The 16621-nt window shown below is 67.5% G+C and carries 13 protein-coding genes; 5 read left to right on the top strand and 8 right to left on the bottom strand.

What is annotated here, in order from left to right:
- Positions 1-91: 91 nt before the first annotated feature.
- Positions 92-988 (top strand): LysR substrate-binding domain-containing protein, encoded by an 897-nt coding sequence (locus tag AKI39_RS06855; protein WP_066633970.1) that lies wholly within the window; start codon positions 92-94, stop codon positions 986-988.
- Between the two features lie 69 nt (positions 989-1057).
- Here AKI39_RS06855 and AKI39_RS06850 read toward each other — a convergent pair whose 3' ends face one another.
- Positions 1058-2641 (bottom strand): hydantoinase B/oxoprolinase family protein, encoded by a 1584-nt coding sequence (locus tag AKI39_RS06850; protein WP_235610763.1) that lies wholly within the window; start codon positions 2639-2641, stop codon positions 1058-1060.
- Positions 2638-4773, bottom strand: coding sequence for a hydantoinase/oxoprolinase family protein (locus AKI39_RS06845; RefSeq protein ID WP_083228669.1), 2136 nt, complete (start codon positions 4771-4773; stop codon positions 2638-2640). Before AKI39_RS06845 ends, AKI39_RS06850 begins: the two co-directional genes overlap by 4 nt.
- Before the next feature lie 140 nt (positions 4774-4913).
- Between AKI39_RS06845 and AKI39_RS06840 the strand changes: the two genes are divergently transcribed.
- Positions 4914-5846, top strand: a complete 933-nt coding sequence (locus tag AKI39_RS06840; RefSeq protein WP_066642344.1) for a LysR family transcriptional regulator — start codon at positions 4914-4916, stop codon at positions 5844-5846.
- Between the two features lie 106 nt (positions 5847-5952).
- Here the strand turns inward: AKI39_RS06840 and AKI39_RS06835 are convergent, their stop codons facing one another.
- Together AKI39_RS06835 and AKI39_RS06830 are read right to left on the bottom strand one after the other, a co-directional pair.
- Positions 5953-7248, bottom strand: coding sequence for an NADH:flavin oxidoreductase/NADH oxidase (locus AKI39_RS06835; RefSeq protein WP_235610762.1), 1296 nt, complete (start codon positions 7246-7248; stop codon positions 5953-5955).
- A complete protein-coding gene (locus AKI39_RS06830; protein WP_066633968.1) occupies positions 7206-8186 on the bottom strand; it encodes a Bug family tripartite tricarboxylate transporter substrate binding protein in 981 nt (326 codons plus the stop codon). The genes AKI39_RS06835 and AKI39_RS06830 overlap by 43 nt, the downstream gene beginning before the upstream one ends.
- Before the next feature lie 323 nt (positions 8187-8509).
- On the opposite strand from AKI39_RS06830, the gene mutS reads away from it, so the two are divergent.
- The 3 genes from mutS (at position 8510) to AKI39_RS06815 (ending at position 12910) form a co-directional block, all read left to right on the top strand.
- On the top strand, positions 8510-11140 hold the full coding sequence (mutS, locus tag AKI39_RS06825; protein ID WP_443103161.1) for a DNA mismatch repair protein MutS: 2631 nt from the start codon (positions 8510-8512) through the stop codon (positions 11138-11140).
- A gap of 64 nt (positions 11141-11204) precedes the next feature.
- Positions 11205-12407, top strand: a complete 1203-nt coding sequence (locus tag AKI39_RS06820) for a cupin domain-containing protein (RefSeq protein WP_066633966.1) — start codon at positions 11205-11207, stop codon at positions 12405-12407.
- A gap of 299 nt (positions 12408-12706) precedes the next feature.
- The gene (locus AKI39_RS06815) at positions 12707-12910 is read left to right on the top strand and encodes a hypothetical protein (RefSeq protein WP_066633964.1); all 204 of its coding nucleotides are present in this window, start codon (positions 12707-12709) and stop codon (positions 12908-12910) included.
- A gap of 235 nt (positions 12911-13145) precedes the next feature.
- On the opposite strand, the gene bamC is transcribed toward AKI39_RS06815, so the two are convergent.
- The 4 genes from bamC to AKI39_RS06795 all read right to left on the bottom strand — a co-directional run bounded on the left by bamC (position 13146) and on the right by AKI39_RS06795 (position 16586).
- Complete coding sequence (bamC, locus tag AKI39_RS06810; RefSeq protein ID WP_066633963.1) at positions 13146-14294, bottom strand: outer membrane protein assembly factor BamC; 1149 nt, start codon at positions 14292-14294, stop codon at positions 13146-13148.
- 21 nt (positions 14295-14315) lie between these two features.
- Positions 14316-15221, bottom strand: a complete 906-nt coding sequence (gene dapA / locus AKI39_RS06805; protein ID WP_066633961.1) for a 4-hydroxy-tetrahydrodipicolinate synthase — start codon at positions 15219-15221, stop codon at positions 14316-14318.
- A gap of 87 nt (positions 15222-15308) precedes the next feature.
- A complete protein-coding gene (locus AKI39_RS06800; protein WP_066633959.1) occupies positions 15309-15956 on the bottom strand; it encodes a site-2 protease family protein in 648 nt (215 codons plus the stop codon).
- A 3-nt stretch (positions 15957-15959) separates the two neighbouring features.
- The gene (locus AKI39_RS06795; RefSeq protein ID WP_066633957.1) at positions 15960-16586 is read right to left on the bottom strand and encodes an L-threonylcarbamoyladenylate synthase; all 627 of its coding nucleotides are present in this window, start codon (positions 16584-16586) and stop codon (positions 15960-15962) included.
- Positions 16587-16621 lie beyond the last annotated feature (35 nt).

Genomic DNA, 16621 nt, shown 5'->3' with positions numbered 1-16621 from the left:
GATTTCGGGGATACTCTACGGCCATGAATGCGGCGTGACAAATTAATTTGCCTTAATAACTCATTAGCATGCGTAATATGTTGGAGGCCGTATGCGCAATCTGGATCTCGACCTGCTGCGTACGCTCGCGGCCATCGACCAGGCCCAGACATTCTCGGGCGCGGCCGAGCGCCTGCACAAGACCCAATCCGCGATCACGCAGCAGATGCAGCGCCTGGAAAGCCTGGTGGGGCTGCCGCTATTCGAAAAGCAGGGGCGCAACAAGCTGCTGTCGCCGCACGGGCGCAAGCTGGTCGATTATGCGCGCCATATGCTGGCCATCAACGACGAGGCCATGCGCGCGATGCAGGACGGCCAGCTGGAAGGCGAACTGCGCCTGGGCTCGCCGCACGACGTGGCCGATACCATCCTGCCGACCGTGCTGACCCACATCACGCGCTGGTCTCCGCGCGTCAGGCTGGAGATCCGCGTGGATCGCAGCCCGTTCCTGATGAACGCCCTGCGCGCGGGGGAACTGGATCTGTGCATATCGACGCGCTTCGATCCAGCATACGAAGGCGTGATCCTGCGCACTTCGCCCACCGCCTGGATCGCTTCCGCGGCCTATGTGCACGATGCCGGCGCGCCGGTGCCGCTGGTGCTGGCCGATGAACCCAGCCTGTTCCGCCGGCTGGCCCTGAACGCGCTGGAACAGGCGCGCGTACCGTGGCAGACCAACTACGTCGCGCCCAACCTGGTGGGTATCCGGGCCGCGGTGCGCGCCGGCCTGGGCGTCACCGCGCGCAGCATCGAGTTCCTGGGACCGGACATGCGGGTGCTGGGCGAAAAAGACGGCCTGCCACCGCTGCCGGACGCCAACTACTTCCTGTGGATGCGAGGCGACTCCATCAACCCGCTGACGCGGTACGTGTTCGACATGCTGATCGCCAAGATGGGGTTGACCGACCGCGGAACACCGGCAGCCAGCATGCAGGCGCGGCAGTTCTGAGCAGGACGAAGGCGGGCCGCCCTTGCGCCGCGGCGGCGCCCCTTGCCGGCGACGCCCATATCGCCGCCACTACCGCTGCCCGAACCCGCCGCCGCCCGCGGTTTCCATCAGCACGCGATCCCCGGGCTTGAGTACCCGCTGCTCCGTGGGATCCGTTTCCGTGCCGTTGATCACCAGCCTGCCCCGCTGCCCCGCCTGGCCGCCCCGCAAGCCCGGCGGCGGATGCTTCAGCCGCGTCATCAGGAACGACGTCGCCACGCTGGAGGCCTCTGACGTGATCTCGAACTCGAAGGTCAAGCCATCGCCACCGCGATGCGCCCCCGCGCCACCGCTGCCGCGCCGGATTTCGCGCCGATGCACCAGGATGGGCGCCAGGGTCTCCATCATTTCCACCGGCGTATTGCCCAGGTTCGCCGGGAAGGAGATGGCCGACAAGCCATCCCGCGATGCCGTCGCGCCCTGTCCGCCGTTGATGAAGTTCACCACGTTGAAGGGCCGGTTCCGATACTGTCCGAACATCGTCACGGACGAATTCGCCGATCCGGACGCCCATACGCGTTCGGGCAGCACCTCGGCCAGCGCCAGGAAGATCGCCGGTGACAGCATATGGCCAATCGCGCCACGTCCGCCGGAGGCCGCCGGATAGGTCGGGTTCAGGATGGACCCCAGCGGCGCCTGCGTCGTAATGGGCAGGAAGCCGCCTTCGTTGTTCGGCACCTCGGGACACAGCAGCGCCTTGATCGGATAGGCCGAATAGGCGAAGGCATAGATGGGCACCACATTGACGGCGCGCGGCTGCTGCGGGCTGGAGCCCGCATAATCGATGGCGATCGTGTCGCCCGCCACGGTCAGCTTGCAGTGGATGCGTATGGGTTCCTCGAAGCCGTCGTGCAGCACCTCGGATTCGTAGGTGCCGTCCGGCAGCGCGGCGATCGCCGCGCGCATCGCCGCTTCCGAACGCAGGCGGATGGCGGCGCCCAGCGCATCCAGGTCCACCGATTCCAGCAGCGGCGCGAGCCTTTCTTCCATCATCCGGCAGGCGCTGACCTGCGCCCAGATATCCCCCATGCCCTGCTCCGGTACGCGGATGTTCTGGCGGATCATGTCCACCAGCGTCTCGTTGACCTGGCCCCCGTCCATCAGCTTCAGCAGCGGGATCTGCAGGCCTTCCTCGTAGATTTCGCGGTTGGCATTGCTGCGCAGGCGGCCGCCGATATCCGGCAGGTGCGACACCAGCGCCGCGAACGCCACCAGCCGGCCGCGAAAGAATATCGGCATGACGGTGTTGACGTCGTGGATATGGCCGGTTCCCATCCAGGGGTCATTGGTGACCAGCACGTCGCCGGGCTTGAGGGTATCCGCCGGATACTTGCGCAGGAAGTGCTTCACGGTCGCGGGCAGGCTGCCGATGAAGGAAGGAATGCTCATGGTCGATTGGGCCAGCGAGCGCCCCTGCGCGTCGGTCAGCACGACCGCGAAATCGTTGGCGTCGCGGACCAGCGTCGAAAAGCAGGTGCGCACGAAAGCGGTGGACGCCTCGTCGACGATGCTGATCAGCCTGCGCCACAGGATTTCCAGTTCGATCGGATCGAAGCGCCGCGCCAGCTGGCCGGCCGGTTCGCCATACGCGCCATGAACATCGGACGGCATCATTCGAACTCCTTCAAGGTGACGGAAACCGTCAGGTCGGGCAGGATCTCCACCTCCGACCGGACGGGCACGACCAGGGTGGACTCGCGTTCCTCCAGCACCAGCGGGCCCTGCAGGCGCGCACCGGGGCGCAGCGAATAGCGGTCATGGACATCGACGGGATGAAAGGCCCGCGTCAGGGGAAGATAGATATCGCGTTGGCGCGGCTTGCCGGCGCCCTCGGCATGGCCGCGCCCTCCGCCCCAATGGAAGGTGCGCGCCACGGAGGCCGACCTGCCGGTAAGGCGCCAGGTCAGCACCTGCGGGCGGGCGCCGGGCACCAGATGGCCGTACAGGGTTTCGTAGCGCTGCTCGAATCGCTGTCGCATCGTCTGTCCGGCATCGTCGCCGAACGGCTGCCACGGCAGCGACACGGGTACGTTATCGCCCTGCCCGTAGTAGCGCATCTCCGCGCCGATGGTCCACTGCAGGTCCTGCGTGCGCGCGCCGGCGGTTTCCAGCTCCGACTCCGCCTCGGCGCGCAGGCGGCGCAGCCGCTCGTTGACGTCGCGCCAGTCGATCTCGTCCAGCAGCGCGGGCTGCGACCAGGCCCGGTCCGCGCGCGCGGGCGCGGCCAGCATGCCCAGGCAGGACCCGGCGCCCGCCGCGATGGTGGCCAGCAGCCGCGGAATGCGCAGCTTGCGCGCCACTTCCGCGGCATGCACGGGGCCGGCGCCGCCGGTGGCGACAAAGGTGAAGTCCCGCGGGTCGTGGCCTTTTTCCGCGATGTGGATGCGCGCGGCGCTGGCCATGTTCTCGTTGACCATATCGTGGATGCCCCAGGCCACGTCCAGTGGCGCCATGCCCAGGCGATCGGCCAGCTGCTGCATGCCTTGCAGGGCCAGGTCCTTGCGCAGGCGCATTTCGCCGCCCAGGAAGTTGTCGGGATTCAGATAACCCAGCACCAGGTCGGCATCGGTAACCGTGACCTCTGTGCCCCCGTTGCCGTAGCAGATGGGGCCGGGCACGGAACCCGAGGACTCCGGACCGATGTTCAGCAGCCCCATGCGGTTCAGGTGGGCAATCGACCCGCCACCCGCGCCGATCTCGATCAGGTCGATGCTGGGAATCAAAATGGGCAGCCCCGAGCCGCGCTTGAAGCGGTGTACCCGCGCGCACTCGAAACTGTGCGCGACCGGCGGTTCTCCTTCGGCCACCACACAGGCCTTGGCGGTGGTACCGCCCATGTCGAAGGCCAGCACCCGCCGCAGGTCCTGCGCGCGCGCGGTGTTCAAGGCGGACAGCACGCCGGCGGCCGGCCCCGACTCCAGCAGGAAGATGGGCGTGTGCGCGGCGGACCTGGCCGACGTGAAACCGCCGCTGGAGACCATGATGCGCAAGGGCACCCCGCGCTGCACCGCGTCCACGCGCGATTCCAGCTGCCGCAGGTAATCGGCCACGATGGGCTTGACGTAGGCATTGGCGGCCACGGTCGAGGTCCGCTCGAATTCCTTCACCTCGCGCGCCAGGTCGGCGGACAAGGAAACTTCCACGCCGGGCAGCGCGGACTGCAGATACGCGCCGATCTCGCGCTCGTGTTCGTCGTTCAGATAGGAATGCAGCAGCGAGACCGCCACGGAACGCACGCCCAGCGCGTGCACATCGCGGGCGATGCGATCCAGCTCCGCCCGGTTCAAGGCCACCAGGACCTTGCCCGACGCGTTCAGGCGTTCCCGGGCCTGCACGCGCTTGCCGGCATCGATCAGGGGACGGGGCAGTACCAGCTCCAGGTCGTAGAGGTCGTAGCGCCATTCGCGCCCGATATCCAGGGCATCGCACATGCCCTGCGTGGTCACCAGTGCCGTGTCCACGCCCTTGCGCTCGATCAGCGTATTGGTGACCAGCGTCGTGCCGTGCACCACCTCGTCCAGCACATAGGCGGCGGCGCCCGCGTCGCGCGCCTGCGCCAGCAGATTGGCGATGACCGCGGACACCGCCACGCCCGGGTCGTCGGGCGTGGTCAGCGTCTTGCCGACCCAAATGCAGCCGTCCGAGTCACGCGTGGCGACGCCGTCGGTGAACGTGCCGCCGATATCCACGGCGATGCGCAGCTTCTGCGCGCCGGCCTGGACGAATTGCGATTCTATTTTTCCCACGCTTCAGCTCCCTCTGCGCCAGCCGCACCGAAAAAATGATAAGGACCCGGCATTAACGACTACAAATGAAAAATTCGGGTTGATTGATTCGTACCGTCTATATATTCTGTGCGGGCCAGTCCACCGCGCCGGTATCCACCATGTCGACCACCATCACGTTGCGTCACTTGCGCAGCTTTGTCGCTGTCGCCGATACGGGATCGTTCACGCGCGCCGCGGAACGGCTCTTCCTGACCCAGTCCTCGCTCAGCTCTACCATCCACCAGTTGGAGGAAGACGTCGGCATCAAGCTGTTCGACCGCACCACGCGCAGCGTGACGCTGACGCCCGCCGCCCTGCATCTGCACCAGCAGGCGAAAGCCCTGCTGCTGCAGTTCGATGCGATGGTCAGCGACCTGCGCGCGGTGGCCTTGCGGCAGCACGGGCACTTGCGCATCGCCGCGGCGCCGTCGATCGTCGCCTGGCTGCTGATCCCTTCGCTGCCGCGCTTCCAGGCGGAATATCCGCACGTCACGCTATCCGTACGGGAGGCGGGCTCCGCGGAAATCGAACGCCGCGTGCGCGATGGCGAGGTCGACTTCGGCATCACCAGCCGCCTGTCCGACTACGCGGACCTGGAATACACCCTGCTGCTGCGCGACCGCTACGGCATCGTGTGCAGCCCCGATCACCCGTTGGCCAAGGCGGCCGGTTCGATCGGCTGGTCGCAGGTATCGCCCTACCGCCAGGATCTCGTGGGCCTGGCATCGGATACGCAGATCGGCAGCCTGCACCGCCGCACACTGCAGGACTTCGACCTGGCCGAGCATCGCGAGGAAGTGTCCAGCTCGACCTCGCTCTATCCCATGCTGATGCTGGGGCGGCGCCTGTGCATCCTGCCCAGGCTGACCGCGCTGACGCATCAACTGGAAAAGCTGCCGTTCCAACCTTTGGAAGGCCCGGTGCTGCATCGCGAGCTATTCCTGGTATCGCGCAGCTTGCGCGCGCTGTCGTCATCCGCGCAGGGCCTGCAGCAAGCGCTGGTGGAGACCTTGCGGCTGCGCGATCTGCCTGAAGGCATCGCGCAGGTGTAAGGCCACCCCGTCCGACGGCAGGCCCCGCGCGGCAAGCACTCCCACAGGCAAGCCCGCAACAGGCCCACATTGCGCGCGTGCCGCCGCGTGCCGCGAACGTATCGCTTCACGCCCGCGCATTCAAGGCGCGTATTTCCTCGCGCCGCTTCAGCCACCAGGCATAGTCGTCCGGCAGCAGGTCCAGGGGCTGCGCCACGCCCAATTCGCGCGCGGCCTGCACCGGCCAGTTGGGGTTCGCCATCAGCTCCCGGGCCAGGGCGATCAGATCCGCGCTGCCTTCGCGCAGAATGGCTTCCGCGTGCGCTGCTTCGGTGATCAAGCCGACCGCGCAACTGGGCATGCCGGCCTCGCGGCGCACGCGCGCGGCATAAGGCACCTGGTAGCCGGGCGTGCGCGGCACGACCGCCATGTTCAAGGGGCCGTCGATGCCGCCGGAAGAACAGGTCACCAGATCGATGCCGCGTTCGCGCAAGGCCCGCGACAGCGTCACCGTATCGTCCATATCCCATGCACCGCCCTCGCCGTCGACCGCGGAAACGCGAAAAAACACCGGTTTGTCGACGGGCCATTCCTGCCGGACCGTCTCGGCGATTTCCAGCGCCAGCCGCATGCGGCCTTGCAGGTCGCCGCCCCAGGCGTCGGTGCGCCGGTTGGCCAGGGGGGACAGGAACTGGTGGAGCAGGTAGCCATGCGCGCCATGGACTTCGCAGACATCGAAGCCCGCATCCACGCTGCGGCGCGCCGCGATGCGCCAGGTCTCGATCATGCGGGCGATATCGTGCGCGTCCATCTCGTGGGGGACGAGCGCGCCCGGCTTGGCGGGCAAGGGGCTGGCCGACACGCCGCGCCAGGGCGGCATGCCGTGGCGTGCGTCCTCGTCGGTCAAGGGCCTGAACCCCGTCCATGGCGGGCCGCAGGACGCCTTGCGGCCCGCATGCCCCAACTGGATGCCGGCGGCCGCGCAGGCCTCGTGGATGAAATCCGTGACGCGGCGCGACGCGGCCACGTGCCGGTCTTCGTACATGCCCGCGCAGCCATAGGTCTTGCGCCCACGTGCCTCCACGGCGGTTTCCTCGCAGAACACCAGCCCGGCGCCGCCTAGCGCAAACTTGCCCAGATGCACCAGGTGCCAGTCGGTGGCCGCGCCGTCGTCCGACTTGTACTGGCACATCGGCGAGACCACGACGCGGTTGCGCAGCGTCAGCCCACGTAGCGTGTAGGGCGTGAACAGCAGCGCCGTGCCCGCGGGCGCCATGGCAGCGTGGGCCGTGTCGGCATGGGCCGCGACAGCGGCGGCCGTGTCGGTGCCGGCCGTGCCAGCGGGCACCGTGTCCGCGTCCTGCTTCGCCTTGATTGGCGTCAGGGCAGCTTGATGCCGCGCTGCTCGATCAGCGTTCCCCATTTCCTGCTCTCCGTCATGGCATAGCCGCGATAGGCTTCGGGCGACCCGCCGTTCAATTCGAAACCCTGCGCGGCCAGTTGTCCTCGTGTCTGCGGATCGCGCAGTACGTCGTTCAATACCTTGTTCAGATTCTTCACGATTTCCGGCGGCGTGCCCGCCGGCACGAACAGGCCGAAGGTCGTCAGCGATTCGAAGCCGGGCGCGCCGGCTTCGGACAGCGTCGGCACATCGGGCAACAGATCCGCGCGCTTGGTGCCGCTGGTCCCCAGCGCGCGCAGCTTGCCGCCGCGGATCAAGGGTTCCGCCACGCTGATGTCGACGAAGCCCACTTGCGTCTGCCCGCCCAGGATGCCCTGTACGGCCGGCGCGCCGCCACGGTACGGGACATGGAGCATGTTGATGCCCGTCATCGCCATCAGCAGCTCGGTGGCCAGATGGCTGGAACCGCCCACGCCGGAGGACGCATAGCTGGTGCCGCCCGGCTTGGCCTTGGCCGCCGCCACCAGGTCCGCCAAGGTCTTGAACGGTTCGTCCGGACGCACGCACAGCACCTGCTGGTTGGCGCCTATCATCCCGATGGCGGCGAAATCCTTGTCGGTATCGTAGGGCAGCGCATGGTAGAAATGCGGCGCTATCGCGAAGGTGCTATTGGTTCCCAGCAGCAGCGTATAGCCGTCCCGATCCGCGCGGGCGACCTGCGCATACCCTATCGTGCCGGTCGCGCCGGGTTTGTTTTCCACGACCACGGGCGCGCCCAGCCGCCTGCCCATGCCGTCGGCCAGCACGCGGCCCAGCATGTCGGTCGAGCCGCCGACCGACCAGGGGATGATGAGGCGGATGGGACGATCCGGATAAGCCGCGCGCGCGGCCGTGCCGCCCAGGACCATGGCCGCCGCACAGGCGGCCGCCGACAGCAGCATGCGTATCGATCCGTGCATCCAAGCCCCTTGCGATCCTATCGTCGGGCCCGCCGTCCAGCGCCGCGGGAACGTTTCCTGAACTATGGGCGAGGACGCAGCCCGGCCACAAATTAAAAAATCCAATGCATTTATCGGCGACTTCCACGAATCGCCCGACGCACCCTGCGGTGCACTGCCCCGTGCGCCGCGGGGTTCCCCTAGGTTCGCGCCACCTGGCGCGCGGCGGTCGCGGCTCCAGTCGGCAACGCAGGGGCGGGCGGGCGCCCCCAGACTCGGCCATCCCGATACAATCGAACCTTTGCGCGCCCGCGGCGGCCGCGCCTGTCATTTGCCCGGTGTTAATGGAAAAAAGCGATCTGTCCGGCCACACGCCGATGATGCAGCAGTATCTCAGGCTGAAGGCCGAAGCCGGCCCCCTGCTGCTGTTCTACCGCATGGGCGACTTCTATGAAATGTTCTATGAAGACGCCGAGCGCGGCGCGCGGCTGCTCAATCTGACCCTGACCAAGCGCGGCGCCTCCAACGGCAGCCCGATCCCCATGGCGGGCGTGCCTGTCCATGCCATGGAGCAATACCTCGCCAAGCTGGTCGCGCTGGGCGAATCGATCGCCATCTGCGAACAGATCGGCGATCCGGCCGCATCCAAGGGGCCCGTCGAACGCCGCATCGTGCGCATCGTCACGCCCGGCACGCTCACGGACGACGCGCTGCTGCCCGCCAAGGCGGACCGCTGCCTGGCGGCCGTTTTCCCCGGCGGCGCGCGCGCGTCGCGCGCCGGCCTGGCGTGGCTGAACCTGGCCAGCGGCGATTTCCACGTCACCGAATGCGCGCCCGCGCAGATCGAATCGGAACTGCATCGCATCGCCCCGGCGGAAATCATCTACCCGGAAGGGGTGGAATTGCGTGTTGCCATCGAAGGCGCGCAGACGCGTGTCCCGGACTGGCATTTCGAAAGCGATGGGGCGCGGGGGCATCTGCTGGCGCATTTCCGCACCGACTCCCTGGCCGGCTTCGACGTGGAAGACATGCCCGCCGGCGTGCGCGCCGCGGGCGCGCTGCTGCGCTATGCGGCGCGCACCCAGTCGCAGGCACTGTCGCATGTGCAAGGGATCCGCGTCGACCGCCCCGGCCAATACGTGCTGATGGATCCCGTCACGCGCCGCAACCTGGAGCTGACGCAGACCCTCAGCGGCGAGGAAGCGCCCACCCTGTTCTCCATCCTGGACAACTGCCGCACGCCCATGGGCAGCCGGCTGCTGCGGCGCTGGCTGCATCACCCCCTACGCGACAACGCGCCGGTGCGCGAGCGCCAGCAGGCCATCGGCGCCCTGCTGGCGGCCCGGCTGGATACCTCGGCCGGCCTGGCCGCCGCGCTGCCGCTGGAATCGCTGCGCGATACGCTGAAGCGCTTTCCGGATATCGAGCGCATTGCGGCGCGCGTCGCGCTGCGCTCCGTGCGGCCGCGCGAACTCGCCAGCCTGCGCGACGCGCTGGCGGAGTTGCCCGTCCTGTGCGAGCAGGTGCGGGCCCTGGCCAGCGACGGCCGCTTCGCGGCCCTGGCCGCGCATCTGTCGCCCGATCCCACGATCCACGCCCTGCTGGCCGGCGCCATCGCCGCCGAGCCGGCCGCGGCCATCCGCGACGGCGGCGTCATCGCTCCCGGCCACGACGCCGACCTGGACGAACTGCGCGCCCTGGCCACCGATGGCGGCGACTTCCTGATCCAGCTGGAAGCCCGCGAACGCGAACGCAGCGGCATCTCCAACCTGCGCGTCGAATTCAACCGCGTGCACGGCTTCTATATCGAGGTCAGCAAAGGCCAGGCCGACAAGGTGCCGGAAGACTACCGCCGCCGGCAGACCTTGAAGAACGCCGAACGCTACATCACGCCGGAACTGAAAACCTGGGAAGACCGCGTGCTGTCCGCGCAGGACCGCTCGCTGGCCCGGGAAAAATGGCTGTACGAGCAGGTCCTGGAACAATTGGGCGGACACGTGCGCGCGCTGTCGGACTGTGCATCGGCGCTGGCGGAGCTGGATACGCTGGCGGCCCTGGCCGAGCACGCGCGCCGCCACGACTGGAACGCGCCGGAACTCTCCGAGGACGCCGAGATCGATATCGAGGCCGGCCGCCATCCCGTCGTGGAGCGCGCCATCGAGCGCTTCACGCCCAACAGCTGCAAGCTGGACGCGACGCGGCGCATGCTACTGATCACGGGCCCCAACATGGGCGGTAAATCGACCTATATGCGGCAGGTCGCGCTCATCGCGCTGCTGGCTCGCACGGGCAGCTTCGTCCCCGCCGCGCGCGCCCGCATCGGCAGGCTGGACCGCATCTTCACGCGCATCGGGGCCGCCGACGACCTGGCCGGCGGCCGCTCCACCTTCATGATGGAGATGACCGAGGCGGCCGCCATCCTGGCCGCCAGCACACCCGCCAGCCTGGTGCTGATGGACGAAATCGGCCGCGGCACCTCCACCTACGACGGCCTGGCCCTGGCCTGGGCCATCGCGCTGCGGCTGCTCACGCACAACCGCGCGCTGACCTTGTTCGCCACGCATTATTTCGAGATCACCCGCATGGCCGCGGAACAGGCCACGGCCGCCAACGTCCACCTGGCGGCGGCGGAATCGGCCGGCGGCATCGTCTTCCTGCACGAAGTCCGCGAGGGTCCCGCCAGCCGCAGCTACGGCATCCAGGTCGCGCAGCGCGCCGGCGTGCCGGCGGCCGTCATCCGCCAGGCCTCCCGCGAACTCGAACGGCTGGAGGCCCAGGGCGCGCCCACGCCACAGCTGGGCTTGTTCGCCGCCGCCGCGCAAGCCGATGCGCACTCCGCGGCGCAGTCCGCGGCAGCGCAGGAAAGCGAATCGCTGCTGGCCCTGCGTGACGCGCTGGCCGACGTCGATCCGGACAGCCTGACCCCGCGCGAGGCCCTGGAAACCTTGTATCGACTGAAGGCGCAATTGCCATGACGACCGCCGACCACAGGCCTCGCACGGGAATCGACGATCCCACCCCGACCTGGACATCCCGGCCATGACCTCTCCGAATCCGAACCAGCCGCTGGATCTCCTGGGCGGCCGTACCCCGGCCCAATTCATGAAGTCCCATTGGCAGCGCAAGCCGCTGTTGATCCGCCAGGCCATCCCCGGCTTCAAGCCGCCGCTGGGCATCGCCGACCTGAAGCGGATGGCGCGCCGGGACGACGTGGCGTCACGCCTGATCTGGCGCGAGGACGGGCAGTGGCAGATGGAGCAAGGCCCCTTCGCTCGGCTGCCCAAGGCTTCCGAGCCGGACTGGACGCTGCTGGTCCAGAGCGTGGACCTGCATCACGATGCCGCGGCCGAACTGATGCACCGTTTCCGCTTCGTTCCGGACGCGCGGCTGGATGACATCATGATCAGCATCGCGACCGATGGCGGCGGCGTGGGGCCCCACTTCGACAGCTATGACGTCTTCCTGCTGCAGGCGGTGGGGCGGCGCGAATGGCGCATCGGCCGCCAGCGGGACCTGAGCCTGCAGCCTGATCTGCCTCTGAAAATCCTGCGCCGCTTCGAACCCGAAGCCACCTACGTACTGGAACCGGGCGACATGCTGTATCTGCCGCCGCAGCTCGCGCATGACGGCATCGCCCAAGGCGACTGCATGACGATTTCGATCGGCTTTCGCGCGCCCGACCAGGCCACGCTGGCCCGCGGGATGCTCGAGGCCGCCGCGGAACAGGTCCTGGCGCGCGCAGGCCAGCCCAGCGGACCTTATGGCGAACCCGCCCTCCCCGGCCCGCGCCTGCAGGGGCGCTACCGCGACCCGAGCCAGGCCGCGACCGCGCATCCCGCAGAATTGCCCGACGGCCTGGCCGCCGCGGCGCTGGATGCCGTGGGCCGCGTGCGTTTCGACGAGGCCCTGGCGCATCGCTTCCTGGGCTGCTGGTTGACGGAACCGGGCGCCACGGCCGTGTTCGACACGCCGGCCGCCGATGGCCCGGACCTCGCGGCCGAATGGCCCGAGACCGGCATGCTCCGCCTGGATCGCCGCACCCGTCTCCTCTATCGCGGCCGGCAGCTGTTCATCAATGGCGAAACAGCGCCCGTGTCGGCCAGCCCGGCCTTGCGCCGGCTGGCCGATGCCCGCCGCCTGGCCTGCGCGGAGCCGGCGGCCCGCACCCTGACGGAAGAAGAACGGGAATGCCTGACGCAGTGGCTGGACGATGGCTGGCTGGTCTATGACCCCGAGGCGTAATACGCCGCGTGGCGCGCCCTCAGGCACGCTGGGCGCCGCCTCGGCCGCATAAAAAAGCACCCTGAAAAGCCTGAAAAGTTTCCAGACCACACAATTCGGACGGTTTTACCCCCCAAACGACACATTAGGAAAAACCCTATACATCCGAGCAAGGCCTGTTTCGTTTGGGTCTCGCAAGCTTTAATTTCCATACTCAATCGTTCGGGTATCTCCTGTAGCCTGGATCCGTCATCCCGGCTAGGGCTCTGCGCGGGCAGACTCGCCGGGTCGCACGGATGCCATCACAAAGGAGATCTCGAATGATGACGAAAACACTGCTTCTGGCTAGCGTTCTGGCCGTCTCTCTGACCGCTTGCAATAAGCATGACAGCAACGCCCCGACGGGTTCGACCAGCAGCACGCCGTCCACCACGGCACCGTCGACCGCCCCCACGCCCCCGGCGGCTGGCGGCGCCACCACGACGCCCGGCGCGGCCGGCAGCGGCACGACCACCACGAAGTAACGGTGGCTGTGTAAGGGATCGCCGGATATCGCGGGCCTGACAGGGCCGGCGACGGAAGATCCCCCGCCACGCCGACCAGTCGGCCGGCAACAAAAAAGGAACGCATTGTGCGTTCCTTTTTTATTGCCCGTCGGGTGGATAGGCCTTCAGGCGAGGCGCGCCGAGGCGCCGCCCCTGAAACACCGCGCGATGGGCAGGCCGGCGGTCCGTACGGCGACGAACCGCCCCACGCGGTTTACTGCACCGCCGACATCTTGTCCGCGAGGACGCTCAGCAGACGCTGGGCCGTGGGACTGCTGTCGAGCTTGCCGTTCGTATCGAGCACGGTGACCTGTGTGCTGGCGCCCTGGCCCACGACATGGATACGGTATTGCGGGGCCTGGCTGGGCCGGGCGGTACCGAACAGGCGGCTGAAGAAGCCCGGTTCATCCCGCTGCACGCCCGTATCCGTATCCAGGTAGCGAACATAGAAGTCGCCGGCCGAGCGATCGCGGTCGTCGACCGTGAAGCCGCCCGAATCCAGCGCCACGCCGACACGGCGCCATGCGCGGTCGAAGGATTCCTGCACGTTCAGGCGGGCACCGTCGGCCTGTACATCACGCACCACCTTCGGTTGCACGGGCGTGTTCTCGGCCTTGGCGACCATGGTCTTGGCCTGGTCCACGCTGGTGCCCAGATAGACCATCAGGCGGGCCAGCATCGCGGCATTCAAGCCGGGATCTTCCGGACCGGGCTGCCACTGCAGATTGCCGGAATCGCGCTGGCCGACATTCTTTTCCACCATGTGCTGGTGGCTGATATAGATCTCGGTATGCCCGTTGACGCGCTCCATGCGCGTGCGGAATTTCTCGCGCTCGCCGCTATCGTAGGCCTGCTCCAGCACGAATCCCAATGCCTGGCGCAGCCAGCTTTCCGGGATCTTGGCGCGGTTCTCCGCCCAATCGGTTTCGATCAAGCCCGCGGTGGGATTGTTCGTCTGGATGGTGAAGCCGTTGCTGGTCCAGAAATCGACCACCTTGCCGAAGATCTGGGCCGGCGGCAGATCGACCACCAGCCAGCGCACATCGCCATCGCGCTCGACGTGCATATCGGTACGCTGGGGCAGCACGTCGCTGCCCTTGCCCTGGGCCTGGGCGACGGCCTGCTGCTGGCCTTCCGCCTGGTATTGCGAGAAGGTCGTCGTGCCGCTGGGCGGCGCCTTGTAGCGCGGGTCCGCGGCGGCCTGGGTCAGGTCGGGTGGAATGCTGAGCGGCTGGGCCTGCTGGCTGCTCGCGCTCTTGTAATCGATAGGCTCTTCCTTCCCGAGCATTTGATTGACGTCGCTGCAACCGGCCAGCATGACCAGGGTAAGCAATGCCGCGAAACCGGCATGGCGCTTGTTCATACGTATCCTCATTGAATGCTTTTAGAGCAGGCCCGCGTCCCGTAACGCGGCTTCCACCGTAGCGTGGTGCTGCGAACCGAGCTCCACCAGTGGCAGCCTGTAGCCCAAGGGCATGCGTCCCAGACGGGACAGGGCCCACTTGACGGGAATCGGATTGGCCTCGACAAAAAGGGCCTTGTTCAGACGAGCCACCCGCGCGTTGAGTTCACGCACCTTGGGCACGTCCATCGCCAGCGCCGCCGCGCACAGATCGTGCATGAGGCGAGGCGCGACATTGGCGGTCACGGAGATATTGCCGCGCCCCCCCAGCAGCATCAGGGCTGCCGCCGTGGGATCGTCGCCGCTGAACACCTGGAAACCCGCCGGCGCTTCGCGCAGCAGCAAGGCGCCCCGGCCGATATCGCCGGTGGCGTCCTTGATGCCGACGATGCCCGGCACCTGCGCCAGGCGCAGGACGGTTTCATTGGACATATCCGCGACCGTGCGCCCCGGCACGTTGTACAGGACGGTGGGCAGGTCCACGGCTTCGGCGATGCGCCGGAAATGCTGGTACAGGCCTTCCTGGGAAGGCTTGTTGTAGTAGGGAACGACGGACAGCCCCGCCTGGGCGCCCACGGCCTTGGCGTGGCGAGCCAGGTGGATGGCTTCGTCCGTGGAATTGGCGCCAACGCCCGCGATGACCGGCACGCGTCCCGCGGCATGTTCCACCGCCACGCGTATCAATTCGGCATGTTCTTCCATGGACACCGTGGGAGACTCGCCCGTGGTGCCGACCACCACCAGGGCGTCAGTGCCTTCGGCCACGTGCCAGTCGATCAACGCGCGGTAGGCGGCGTAATCGAGACTGCCGTCGGGATGCATGGGAGTGACGAGGGCCACCATGCTGCCCTGAAAAGTAACGCCAGCGGCGGATGCCGAGGATGCCATGTGATGGGGGCTCCGGAGCCCGCTGGCCGACGCCGGCGGGGACTTGAATTGTAAATCCCGCGAGTTTACCGGATAGCGGGAAAAAACCTATAGAAACCAGCCGACCACCGTGCTGCCCAGCGCAAAAATCGGCTTCAGGAACACCCAGAGGGCGCCGCTGAACAGGAGCAGCAGCACGATCATCATGCCGTAGGGCTCGATACGCCCGTATTGGTAGGCGAGCCGATGCGGCAACAGGCTGTAGAGCATCCGTCCCCCATCCAGCGGCAGCAGCGGCAACAGGTTGAGGGCCATCAGCACCAGGTTGATCTGCACCCCGGCCGAGGCCATGTCGAACCAGTATCCGCCGGCCCCGCCGCTCTGGTAGACCAGCTTGAGCATGATGCCCCACAGGATGGCCATGACGAGGTTGGAGGCCGGGCCGGCCGCGGCCACCCACAGCATGTCCTGCTTGGGCCGGCGCAGCCGGCTGAAATCCACTGGAACGGGCTTGGCCCAGCCGAACAGGATGCCCGGACTGCCGAGCAGCTTGGAGGCCAGCAGGATGACCAGGGGCACCAGCAGCGTGCCGACCGGATCGATATGCCGGGCCGGATTCAGGCTGACCCGGCCCATCTGGTAGGCGGTGGGATCGCCGAACATGCGGGCGACATAGCCATGCGCCGCCTCGTGCAGCGTGATGGCAAAAATGACGGGGATCGCGTATATCGCGATCGACTGGATGATGTCGTCCATGGATCAGGCGATTCCGAGCTGGGAGGGGTCGCCGCGCCCCACCCGGATGAGTTCCGCGCTGTCGCCGGTCAGGTCGACGACGGTCGTGGGTTCCTTGGGGCAGGCGCCGCTGTCCACGACGGCGGCCAGGACGTGTTCGTAGCGTTCGCGGATTTCCTGCGCGTCGTTCAGGGCCTCCGTCTCGCCGGCCGGGATCAGCGTGGTGGAGAGCAAGGGTTCGCCGAATTGCTCCAACAAACCCAGGGTGACCGGATGAGCGGGCACACGCAACCCTATCGTTTTGCGCGAAGGATGGGAAACGCGCCGCGGCACCTCGCGCGTGGCTTCCAGGATGAAGGTGAAAGGCCCCGGCGTGGCGGCCTTCAGCATACGATACTGACGGTTGTCCACGCGCGCGAAATGACCGAGCTGGGCCAGGTCGCGGCAAATCAGCGTCAGGTGATGGCGTTCATCCAGGCCGCGCAAACGGCGCAGTCCGTCCGCCGCGGCCTTGTCATCCAGGCGCGCGATGACGGCATAGCTGGAATCGGTGGGCACGGCGGCCAGGCCGCCGTCGCGCAGCAATTGGGCGGCCTGCTTCAATAAACGCGGCTGTGGATTCGCGGGATGTACGGTAAAGAATTGCGCCATGCGGCTATCCTAACATCTTGCAAGAACACATCCGC

This window comes from Bordetella sp. H567, assembly GCF_001704295.1.
Taxonomy (GTDB): Bacteria; Pseudomonadota; Gammaproteobacteria; order Burkholderiales; family Burkholderiaceae_B; genus Bordetella_C.
The sequence above is the reverse complement of the archived record's forward strand: the minus strand, read 5'-3'. Positions and strand labels throughout refer to the sequence as shown.

What these genes read in the sequence shown, in the direction of transcription:
- AKI39_RS06855 (WP_066633970.1), top strand. Translation starts at nt 92, where the DNA reads ATGCGCAATCTGGATCTCGACCTGCTGCGTACGCTCGCGGCCATCGAC.
- AKI39_RS06850 (WP_235610763.1), bottom strand. Translation starts at nt 2,641, where the DNA reads ATGATGCCGTCCGATGTTCATGGCGCGTATGGCGAACCGGCCGGCCAG.
- AKI39_RS06840 (WP_066642344.1), top strand. Translation starts at nt 4,914, where the DNA reads ATGTCGACCACCATCACGTTGCGTCACTTGCGCAGCTTTGTCGCTGTC.
- AKI39_RS06835 (WP_235610762.1), bottom strand. Translation starts at nt 7,248, where the DNA reads ATGGGGAACGCTGATCGAGCAGCGCGGCATCAAGCTGCCCTGACGCCA.
- AKI39_RS06830 (WP_066633968.1), bottom strand. Translation starts at nt 8,186, where the DNA reads ATGCACGGATCGATACGCATGCTGCTGTCGGCGGCCGCCTGTGCGGCG.
- mutS (WP_443103161.1), top strand. Translation starts at nt 8,510, where the DNA reads ATGGAAAAAAGCGATCTGTCCGGCCACACGCCGATGATGCAGCAGTAT.
- AKI39_RS06820 (WP_066633966.1), top strand. Translation starts at nt 11,205, where the DNA reads ATGACCTCTCCGAATCCGAACCAGCCGCTGGATCTCCTGGGCGGCCGT.
- AKI39_RS06815 (WP_066633964.1), top strand. Translation starts at nt 12,707, where the DNA reads ATGATGACGAAAACACTGCTTCTGGCTAGCGTTCTGGCCGTCTCTCTG.
- bamC (WP_066633963.1), bottom strand. Translation starts at nt 14,294, where the DNA reads ATGAACAAGCGCCATGCCGGTTTCGCGGCATTGCTTACCCTGGTCATG.
- dapA (WP_066633961.1), bottom strand. Translation starts at nt 15,221, where the DNA reads ATGGCATCCTCGGCATCCGCCGCTGGCGTTACTTTTCAGGGCAGCATG.
- AKI39_RS06800 (WP_066633959.1), bottom strand. Translation starts at nt 15,956, where the DNA reads ATGGACGACATCATCCAGTCGATCGCGATATACGCGATCCCCGTCATT.
- AKI39_RS06795 (WP_066633957.1), bottom strand. Translation starts at nt 16,586, where the DNA reads ATGGCGCAATTCTTTACCGTACATCCCGCGAATCCACAGCCGCGTTTA.